This is a genomic window from Paludibacter sp. 221, from assembly GCF_010501035.1.
Taxonomy (GTDB): domain Bacteria; phylum Bacteroidota; class Bacteroidia; order Bacteroidales; family Paludibacteraceae; genus QVMH01.
In genome coordinates this window covers 1-1,595 of the sequence record NZ_QVMH01000095.1, presented here as the reverse complement: position 1 = coordinate 1,595, position 1,595 = coordinate 1, and the positions used below count along the sequence as shown (strand labels likewise).

Annotated in this window: 1 protein-coding gene; it reads left to right on the top strand. The window is 42.8% G+C overall.

The features are described 5' to 3' along the window. The first annotated feature begins 136 nt into the window (after positions 1–136). Entirely contained in the window at positions 137–1,306 is a 1,170-nt protein-coding gene (locus tag D0T49_RS12870; protein ID WP_370519678.1) for an IS110 family transposase, read from the top strand. The last annotated feature ends 289 nt before the right edge of the window (positions 1,307–1,595 follow it).

Here is a 1,595-nt window from a genome sequence, read left to right as displayed (position 1 = left end):
CAAATTTATATAGAAATCTTCGATTTCTACGCCCGTATTGATAAAAAGTCGAGGGCAGCGCAAATTTCCCCGTCTATCACCGAGCTCGTAGCTCATAAATTATTAAATTCGAGGTTGTAATTTTAAAATACCTCATATGGATAGAACAAACAGAATCGTAGCTGGCCTCGACATTCACAAAGATAGTGTATTTCTCTGTATAATGGATTGGTCGGGCATAAAATTTGAAGCCCAGTATGGTACGTTGACCACAGAGATCCGCCAGTTGGGAACTAAAATGTCAGAGTTCAACGTTAGTGAAGTTGGCATGGAAAGCACCTCGGTATATTGGATACCCATCTGGAACGAACTTTGCGAGAGCTTCTCCCTCAAGCTGGCCAACCCTTATTTCATCAAGCAGCTTCCTGGTCGTAAGAGCGATGTAAAAGATGCGCAGTGGATAGCCGAGTGTATGCTTAAGGAATTGATAAAAGGTAGTTATGTTCCAGAACCCCTTATTCAAGACCTTCGCAAGTATAACCGTCGGATATTTGACCTCAATGAGGAGTTGGTTTATAAAAAAACCAAGTTAGATGCTGCATTCCAGCGTTGCGGCATGCGATTGAGCAACTACGTTTCCGATATCGGAGGGAAGAGCTATCGTAAGGTTGCACAGGCCATCGCTTGTGGGGAGACCGACCCACAGAAACTCATATCACATGTACATGTCCGCACCCTGAATAAGCATAGTCGCCAAGTCATTCTTGGAGCATTGACAGCCACCTTCAGCAGTGTTGACATAGAGTGCATCCGTCAGTATCTTGAAGAAATAGCACTTGCAGAAAAACATCGCGACCAATGCCAGGAGAAACTAACGGCCTTGTGCCAACAACATTTCCCCCGCAGACTAGCACAACTCCAAACCATCCCCGGTGTAAAAGAACGCACGGCAACCTCAATCATTGCGGAAGCCGGGGTGGACATGAAGATGTTTTGTACAGCCGCAGCACTGATAGGTTGGTGTGGACTCAAGCCACGTAACGATGAAAGTAATCGCAAAATTAAGAGTCGCAAGATAACTCACGGAAATAAATTTTTGAGAAAGACTCTTATTGAAGCCGCATGGGCTGCCAGTCGAACACAAAACTGTTTCTTTAGTCATTTTAGCTACACACAGACTGTCATTCGTAAAAAAAACAAAATGAAAATCATTGTGGCCGTTGCCCGTAAAATCCTGGTGGCCGTATGGCATATGTTTACTAAAGAAGAGGACTTTATCGACATCTACAAAATGTCGATAACAAAAACAAACTCGAATCAACCGTAGCCCAGCTACGTCTTGATATACCCTTGATTGCAAGGTAAGTATCTTTGTTGTGTTAACCAAACCAGTCCTGCAAATTTGCCGAAGCTTTACAAGGGAATTGGACGCCCGTATGAGACATAGAACTCGCAGAGGAAAGTAGTAAAACTTAAATCATGGAAACTGTCTGACAGATTCTTCTGTTGGAGGGAATTGTATGTCTTTTACAAAACCAACAACAAGATAAAGCGATAAAACAGAGCGAAGTACAGAAAATGAAATACTGAGTAACTAATACCTTTTTAGAGGAAAG

Bases quoted from the DNA above. Each gene is read 5' to 3' on its own strand.
- D0T49_RS12870 (WP_370519678.1), top strand. From the start codon at position 137: ATGGATAGAACAAACAGAATCGTAGCTGGCCTCGACATTCACAAAGAT.